5 protein-coding genes are annotated in these 8,265 nt (G+C 65.1%); all 5 read left to right on the top strand.

All coding sequences use genetic code 11. The features are described from left to right. A partial coding sequence (gene rpoC / locus CVO76_RS09020; RefSeq protein WP_208739018.1) for a DNA-directed RNA polymerase subunit beta' occupies positions 1 to 3,483 on the top strand: 3,483 nt, incomplete at its 5' end. Between the two features lie 364 nt (positions 3,484 to 3,847). Beyond that, the gene (gene rpsL, locus CVO76_RS09015) at positions 3,848 to 4,222 is read left to right on the top strand and encodes a 30S ribosomal protein S12 (RefSeq protein ID WP_043440593.1); all 375 of its coding nucleotides are present in this window, start codon (positions 3,848 to 3,850) and stop codon (positions 4,220 to 4,222) included. Position 4,223: 1 nt separating this feature from the next. Beyond that, positions 4,224 to 4,694: a 30S ribosomal protein S7 gene (rpsG, locus tag CVO76_RS09010; protein ID WP_043440595.1), complete on the top strand. Its 471-nt coding sequence runs from the start codon at positions 4,224 to 4,226 to the stop codon at positions 4,692 to 4,694. Between the two features lie 87 nt (positions 4,695 to 4,781). Then, positions 4,782 to 6,896 (top strand): elongation factor G, encoded by a 2,115-nt coding sequence (fusA, locus tag CVO76_RS09005; protein WP_133082407.1) that lies wholly within the window; start codon positions 4,782 to 4,784, stop codon positions 6,894 to 6,896. A gap of 206 nt (positions 6,897 to 7,102) precedes the next feature. Next, on the top strand, positions 7,103 to 8,265 hold a 1,163-nt coding region (gene tuf / locus CVO76_RS09000; RefSeq protein ID WP_208741761.1), incomplete at its 3' end, for an elongation factor Tu.

Genomic DNA, 8,265 nt, shown 5'->3' with positions numbered 1-8,265 from the left:
TCGGTCGACGAGGAGAACCGCCACGCCGAACTGCCGAACCTCCAGGCCGAGCACGACCTCGAGAAGAAGCAGATGACGGACCAGCGCGACGCCGACATCGCCGCGATCGCCAAGGACCTCGAGGACGAGCTCGCCCGTCTCGAGGGTGAAGGCGCCAAGGCTGCCGACAAGAAGAAGGCCCGCGACTCGGCCGACCGCCAGATGGCGAACGTCCGCAAGCGTGCCGACGCCGACATCGAGCGCCTCGTCCAGGTGTGGGACCGCTTCAAGAGCCTCAAGGTCGCAGACCTCGAGGGCGACGAAGGACTCTACCGCGAGCTGCGTGACCGCTACGGACTGTACTTCGAGGGCTCCATGGGCGCCGAGGCGATCAAGAAGCGCCTCGAGAACTTCGACATGCCGGCCGAGGCCGAGCTGCTGCGCGACATCATCCAGAACGGCAAGGGCCAGCGCAAGACGCGTGCCCTGAAGCGCCTCAAGGTGGTCAACGCGTTCCTGACGACGACCAACAGCCCGCTGGGCATGGTCCTCGACGCCGTGCCGGTGATCCCGCCGGAACTGCGCCCCATGGTCCAGCTCGACGGCGGCCGTTTCGCGACGTCCGACCTCAACGACCTGTACCGCCGCGTCATCAACCGCAACAACCGCCTGAAGCGACTGCTCGACCTCGGTGCACCCGAGATCATCGTGAACAACGAGAAGCGCATGCTGCAGGAAGCGGTCGACTCCCTGTTCGACAACGGCCGCCGTGGCCGTCCCGTCACCGGACCGGGCAACCGTCCCCTGAAGTCCCTCTCGGACATGCTCAAGGGCAAGCAGGGTCGCTTCCGCCAGAACCTCCTCGGCAAGCGCGTCGACTACTCGGGCCGTTCGGTCATCGTCGTCGGCCCGCAGCTGAAGCTGCACCAGTGCGGTCTGCCCAAGCAGATGGCCCTGGAGCTCTTCAAGCCGTTCGTGATGAAGCGCCTGGTGGACCTCAACCACGCGCAGAACATCAAGAGCGCCAAGCGCATGGTCGAGCGTTACCGCCCCCAGGTGTGGGACGTCCTCGAAGAGATCATCACCGAGCACCCCGTGCTGCTGAACCGTGCACCCACCCTGCACCGGCTCGGCATCCAGGCGTTCGAGCCGCAGCTGGTCGAAGGCAAGGCCCTCCAGCTGCACCCGCTGGTCTGTGGTGCGTTCAACGCGGACTTCGACGGCGACCAGATGGCAGTCCACCTGCCGCTGAGCCCCGAGGCCCAGGCCGAGGCGCGCATCCTGATGCTCTCCTCGAACAACATCCTGAAGCCGTCCGACGGCCGTCCGGTCACCCTGCCCTCGCAGGACATGATCATCGGTCTGCACCACCTCACCACCAAGCGTGAGGGGAGTGCCGGCGAAGGCCGCGTCTTCACCAGCCCGTCCGAGGCCATCATGGCCCACGACTCCGGTGAGCTGCACCTGAACTCGGTCGTCCGGATCCGCGTCCCCAACTTCGTACCCAGCGCCGACATCGCTGCGCCCGAGGGCTGGGAGCCCGGTACCCCTGCACTGATCGAGACCTCCCTCGGACAGGTCCTGTTCAACGACACCCTCCCCGAGGACTACCCCTGGGTGGAGAAGGTCGCCGACAAGGGCCAGCTCTCGACGATCGTCAACGATCTCGCGGAGCGCTACCCGAAGGTCGTCACGGCCGCCACGCTGGACAACCTGAAGGACGCCGGTTTCTACTGGGCCACCCGCTCGGGCGTCACCGTCGCCATCTCGGACATCTCCGCGCCGATCAACAAGGCCGGCATCATGGAGGGCTACGAGACGCAGGCCGCCAAGGTCCAGTCGCAGTTCGACAAGGGCCTCATCGCCGACGAGGAGCGCCGCCAGGAGCTCATCGACATCTGGAACAAGGCGACCAACGAGGTCGCCGCGTCCATGCGCGCCGCGATGCCGAAGGACAACACCATCAACCGCATGGTGTCCTCCGGTGCCCGTGGTAACTGGCTGCAGGTCCGCCAGATCGCCGGTCTCCGTGGCCTCGTGGCCAACCCCAAGGGTGAGATCATCCCTCGTCCGATTAAGTCCTCGTACCGCGAGGGCCTGTCGGTCCTGGAGTACTTCATCGCGACGCACGGTGCCCGTAAGGGCCTCGCCGACACCGCCCTGCGTACGGCCAACTCGGGTTACCTGACCCGACGCCTGGTCGACGTCTCGCAGGACGTCATCGTCCGCGAGGACGACTGCGGCACCGAGCGCGGCCTGAAGGTCACGATCGCCGTACCGAACGCCGACGGCGAGCTGGTGCTGCACGAGGAGGTCGAGAACTCGGCATACGCCCGTACGCTGGCCACCGACGTCGTCGACTCCAAGGGCGAGGTGCTCGCTGCCGCGGGCTCCGACGTCGGAGACGTGCTCATCGGTGAACTGTTCGAGGCCGGTATCTCGGACATCAAGGTGCGCTCCGTGCTCACCTGCGAGTCCAGTGTCGGAACGTGTGCGCTCTGCTACGGCCGGTCGCTCGCGACAGGCAAGACCGTGGACATCGGAGAGGCTGTCGGCATCATCGCCGCGCAGTCGATCGGTGAGCCCGGCACGCAGCTCACCATGCGTACCTTCCACACCGGCGGTGTCGCCTCCGCGGAGGACATCACCCAGGGTCTGCCTCGTATCCAGGAGCTCTTCGAGGCGCGTACACCCAAGGGTGTCGCCCCGATCTCCGAGGTCGCAGGGCGCGTCACCATCGAGGATGCCGAGAAGCAGCTTCGCCTGGTGGTCACCCCCGACGACGGCTCCGAGGAGATCGCGTACCCGGTCCTGCGCCGTGCGCGCCTGCTGGTCGCCGACGGCGAGCACGTAGAGGTCGGGCAGCAGCTCGTCTTCGGCGCGGTCGACCCGAAGCAGATCCTGCGCATCCTCGGCCCCCGCAAGGCCCAGGAGTTCCTGGTCGACGAGGTGCAGCGCGTGTACCGCAGCCAGGGTGTGGGCATCCACGACAAGCACGTGGAGGTCATCGTCCGCCAGATGCTGCGTCGCGTCACCGTGATCGAGTCCGGCGAGTCGGACCTGCTCCCCGGTGAGCTCGCCGAGCGTCGCCGCTTCGAGGACGAGAACCGCCGCGTGGTGTCCGAGGGCAAGAAGCCGGCCTCGGGCCGGCCCGAGCTCATGGGTATCACCAAGGCGTCGCTCGCCACCGAGTCGTGGCTGTCGGCCGCTTCCTTCCAGGAGACCACGCGTGTCCTCACGCAGGCCGCCATGGAAGGCAAGAGCGATCCGCTGCTCGGCCTCAAGGAGAACGTGATCATCGGCAAGCTCATCCCGGCCGGTACCGGTCTGGACCGCTACACGAAGGTCACGGTCGAGCCCACCGAGGAAGCCAAGGCGAACCTGTTCACCGGTCCGAGCGCGTTCAGCGACTTCGACTACGCCGGTGTCGAGGGCGGCCTGAGCCCCGAGTTCCACGCCATCCCGCTGGACGACTACGACATGGGCAACAGCGACTTCCGCTGATCCCGACTGTCGGCGGAAAGGCCCCGGACCTCCTGGTCCGGGGCCTTTCCCGTCCCCTCGTGGGGTCCCCACCATGCGGGGGAGCGGCCGGCGGGAGGGCTCTCCGCCGATCTCTGGTAGACTTGACAGCAATTGTTTGTGTGGCAGTGGATCGGCGTTGCGAAACGTATCTCCGTGTTGTACGTAAGTTGTACAGCGAATGCCACATTTTCGCACGCCTACAGTCGTTCTGCGGCAGTTCGTTGGTAGGCGAAGCGCCAAACGACTGATGATCCCGATCCCCGGACGGAGCGGCCCTGCGAAGGCGCCGCAACCGCGGATTCGGGCGACAGAGAACACTTCAGACATTACGGAGAACACGAAAGTGCCTACGATCAACCAGCTGGTCCGTAAGGGCCGGACACCTAAGGTCTCCAAGACCAAGGCGCCCGCACTGAAGGGCAGCCCCATGAAGCGCGGCGTCTGCACCCGCGTCTACACGACCACCCCCAAGAAGCCGAACTCGGCTCTCCGCAAGGTCGCCCGCGTGCGCCTCAACGGTGGCATCGAAGTCACCGCCTACATCCCCGGCGTAGGTCACAACCTTCAGGAACACTCCATCGTGCTCGTGCGCGGCGGTCGTGTGAAGGACCTCCCCGGTGTCCGCTACAAGATCGTCCGTGGCGCACTGGATACCCAGGGCGTGAAGAACCGCAAGCAGGCTCGCAGCCGCTACGGCGCAAAGATGGAGAAGAAGTAATATGCCACGTAAGGGCCCGGCCCCGAAGCGGCCGCTCGTTGTAGATCCCGTCTACGGTTCACCCCTGGTCACGCAGCTGATCAACAAGGTGCTCGTCGACGGCAAGAAGTCCACCGCAGAGCGCATCGTCTACGGTGCCCTCGAAGGTGCTCGCGCCAAGTCCGGCGGCGACCCCGTCGCAGCCCTCAAGAAGGCCATGGACAACGTGAAGCCGACCCTCGAGGTCCGCTCACGCCGTGTCGGTGGAGCCACCTACCAGGTCCCCGTCGAGGTCAAGCCCGGTCGTTCGACCGCCCTGGCCCTTCGCTGGCTCGTCGGCTACTCCAAGGCCCGTCGCGAGAAGACGATGACGGAGCGCCTCCAGAACGAGATCCTCGACGCTTCCAACGGTCTCGGTGCTGCAGTCAAGCGCCGCGAGGACACGCACAAGATGGCCGAGTCGAACAAGGCCTTCGCACACTACCGCTGGTAGCAGATCTGCCGGCCGGACCGTCACCCCACCAGGGCCGGCCCGGCCGGCGGTCCAGCAGAACTCCATTCTCGTCATAAGGGAGACACCGTGGCACAGGACGTGCTTACCGACCTCAACAAGGTCCGCAACATCGGCATCATGGCCCACATCGATGCCGGCAAGACCACTACTACCGAGCGCATCCTGTTCTACACGGGTGTCAACCACAAGATCGGCGAGACGCACGACGGCGCCTCCACCACCGACTGGATGGAACAGGAGAAGGAGCGCGGCATCACGATCACGTCCGCCGCCGTCACCTGCTTCTGGGAGAACAACCAGATCAACATCATCGACACCCCCGGGCACGTCGACTTCACCGTCGAGGTCGAGCGCTCACTGCGCGTCCTCGACGGCGCCGTCGCCGTGTTCGACGGCAAGGAGGGCGTCGAGCCCCAGTCGGAGACCGTCTGGCGTCAGGCCGACAAGTACGAGGTCCCCCGCATCTGTTTCGTCAACAAGATGGACAAGCTGGGCGCGGACTTCTACTTCACCGTCGACACGATCATCAGCCGCCTGGGCGCCAAGCCCCTCGTGCTGCAGCTCCCCATCGGTGCCGAGAACGACTTCATCGGCGTCGTCGATCTGCTCTACATGCGTGCCCTCGTGTGGCCCGGCGATGCCAAGGGTGACGTGACCATGGGTGCGAAGTACGAGATCCAGGAGATCCCGGCGGACCTCCAGGCCAAGGCCGAGGAGTACCGTGCGACGCTCGTCGAGACCGTCGCCGAGTCGTCCGACGAGCTCATGAACAAGTACCTCGAGGGTGAGGAGATCACCATCGAGGAGCTGAAGGCCGGCATCCGCAAGATGACGATCAACTCAGAGCTCTACCCGATCCTCTGCGGCTCCGCGTTCAAGAACCGCGGTGTGCAGCCGATGCTCGACGCCGTCATCGACTACCTGCCCTCGCCCCTCGACGTCCCCCCGATGATCGGCCACGATCCCCGGAACGAAGAGGTCGAGCTGACGCGCAAGCCCAGCACGGAGGAGCCCTTCTCCGCCCTCGCGTTCAAGGTCGCCACGCACCCCTTCTTCGGGCAGCTGACCTTCATCCGCGTGTACTCCGGCCAGATCTCGGCCGGCACGCAGGTGACAAACTCCACGAAGACCAAGAAGGAGCGCATCGGCAAGCTCTTCCAGATGCACGCCAACAAGGAGATTCCCGTCGAGGAAGCCCTTGCCGGCCACATCTACGCCGCGATCGGCCTGAAGGACACCACCACCGGTGACACCCTGTCCGATTCGGCGAACCAGATCGTCCTCGAGTCCATGAGCTTCCCGGAGCCCGTGATCTCGGTGGCCATCGAGCCGAAGACCAAGGGTGACCAGGAGAAGCTCTCCACCGCCATCCAGAAGCTCTCGGCCGAGGATCCCACCTTCCAGGTGTCCCTCAACGAGGACACCGGGCAGACGATCATCGCCGGCATGGGCGAGCTCCACCTGGACATCCTGGTGGACCGTATGCGCCGCGAGTTCAAGGTTGAGGCGAACGTCGGCAAGCCCCAGGTGGCCTACCGCGAGACCATCAAGCGCGCCGTCGCCAAGCACGACTACACGCACAAGAAGCAGACCGGTGGTTCGGGCCAGTTCGCGAAGATCCAGATCGCGATCGAACCGCTGGACACCGCCGAGGGCGAGCTCTACTCGTTCGACAACAAGGTCACCGGTGGGCGCGTGCCCCGCGAGTACATCCCGAGTGTCGATGCAGGCATCCAGGACGCGCTCAACGACGGCGTCCTCGCCGGCTACCCCGTGGTCGGCATCAAGGCGACGCTGCTCGACGGCGCGTACCATGACGTCGACTCCTCCGAGATGGCCTTCAAGATCGCCGGTCGCATGGCGTTCAAGGAAGCCGCCCGGATGGCTCAGCCCGTACTGCTCGAGCCGCTCATGGACGTCGAGGTCCGCACCCCTGAGGAATACATGGGTGAAGTCATCGGTGACCTGAACTCCCGCCGTGGCCAGATGCAGTCCATGGAGGATGCAAGCGGCGTCAAGGTCATCCGCGCCCACGTGCCCCTCTCGGGCATGTTCGGCTACATCGGTGACCTGCGGTCGAAGACCCAGGGTCGTGCCGTGTACTCGATGCAGTTCGACAGCTACTCGGAGGTCCCGAAGGCAGTGGCCGACGAGATCATCCAGAAGACGCGCGGCGAGTAGTACCCCTCCCGGAAACGGGACCACGGGGAGCGAGGGCCGGCCTGTCCCAGGGCAGGCCGGCCCTCCTCCCCAGCTGCAGGACCAGTCGGACCGGCAGTGCAGAGCAATTTCATCAAAACCAAAAGCCCCCAGTAGACTTGCATGAGTTTCAGCTGCGAAAAGCGCGGCTGGGAAGCAGATCTTCTCAAACGTTCTAGGAGGAACCCGTGGCGAAGGCAAAGTTCGAGCGGACTAAGCCGCACGTTAACATCGGCACCATCGGTCACGTCGACCATGGAAAGACCACGTTGACGGCTGCCATTTCCAAGGTGCTGTACGACAAGTACCCCACCCTCAACGAGCAGCGTGACTTCGCGTCGATCGACTCGGCTCCCGAGGAGAAGCAGCGCGGCATCACGATCAACATCTCGCACGTCGAGTACCAGACCGAGAAGCGCCACTACGCACACGTAGACGCCCCCGGTCACGCCGACTACATCAAGAACATGATCACCGGTGCGGCCCAGATGGATGGTGCCATCCTCGTTGTCGCCGCTACCGACGGTCCCATGGCCCAGACCCGCGAGCACGTCCTGCTCGCCCGCCAGGTCGGTGTCCCTTACCTGCTGGTCGCCCTGAACAAGTCCGACATGGTCGACGACGAAGAGCTCCTCGACCTCGTGGAGATGGAAGTTCGCGAGCTGCTCAGCTCGCAGGGCTTCGACGGTGACGACGCTCCTGTCGTCCGCGTCTCCGGCCTGAAGGCCCTCGAAGGCGACCCCGAGTGGGTCAAGTCCGTCGAGGAACTGATGGAAGCTGTCGACAACAACGTGCCGGACCCCGTGCGCGACAAGGACAAGCCCTTCCTCATGCCCGTCGAGGACGTCTTCACGATCACCGGTCGTGGAACCGTCGTCACCGGCCGCGCCGAGCGCGGAACCCTCGCGATCAACTCCGAGGTCGAGATCGTCGGTATCCGTCCGGTCCAGAAGACCACGGTCACCGGTATCGAGATGTTCCACAAGCAGCTCGACGAGGCCTGGGCCGGCGAGAACTGTGGACTGCTCCTCCGCGGCATCAAGCGCGAGGACGTAGAGCGCGGACAGGTCATCGTGAAGCCGGGTTCCATCACCCCTCACACCGACTTCGAGGCCAACGTCTACATCCTGGCCAAGGACGAGGGTGGGCGTCACAACCCGTTCTACTCGAACTACCGCCCGCAGTTCTACTTCCGCACCACGGACGTGACCGGCGTCATTACCCTCCCCGAGGGCACCGAGATGGTCATGCCCGGCGACAACACTGAGATGACCGTCGAGCTCATCCAGCCCATCGCCATGGAAGAGGGCCTCGGCTTCGCGATCCGCGAAGGCGGCCGCACCGTCGGTTC

The organism is Arthrobacter agilis, from assembly GCF_002953615.1.
In the GTDB taxonomy this organism is placed as follows: Bacteria; Actinomycetota; Actinomycetes; order Actinomycetales; family Micrococcaceae; genus Arthrobacter_D; species Arthrobacter_D agilis_B.
The sequence above is the reverse complement of the archived record's forward strand: the minus strand, read 5'-3'. Positions and strand labels throughout refer to the sequence as shown.